The 367-nt window shown below is 71.1% G+C and carries 1 protein-coding gene; it reads right to left on the bottom strand.

What is annotated here, in order from left to right:
• On the bottom strand, positions 1–367 hold a 367-nt coding region (locus H928_RS30255; RefSeq protein ID WP_148293210.1), incomplete at both ends, for an RNA polymerase sigma factor.

The raw sequence follows: 367 nt of genomic DNA, 5'->3' as shown, positions 1-367 counted from the left end.
CTTGACGGAGACGCCGTGCGCAGCGGCAATCGCCGCCTGCGATTCGCCATCAAGCCGGTCGGCCAGGAACATGCGGCGGCAGCGCTCAGGCAAGGCCGCAATCGCGGCATCGACCGCCACCAGCGCCTCGCGCCGCAGGCTGGCCTCGGCCACATCCTGGCCCAGCGCCTGCACACCGGCGCTGCTGTCATGGAAGCCGCTGTCAAAGCGCTCGGAGCTGCGCGCGGCCCGGCGCAGGTGGTCGATCACCAGATGCTCGGCCACCGTGTACAGATAGGCGCGTGGCGCCGGGTGCTGGCTCTGCGCCATCGGCCCCGCTTCCACCACGCGCAGCCAGGCGTCATGCACGATGTCCTGCGCCGATTGG

Source organism: Comamonas sp. B-9, from assembly GCF_000410635.1.
GTDB lineage: Bacteria > Pseudomonadota > Gammaproteobacteria > Burkholderiales > Burkholderiaceae_C > Comamonas.
The sequence above is the reverse complement of the archived record's forward strand: the minus strand, read 5'-3'. Positions and strand labels throughout refer to the sequence as shown.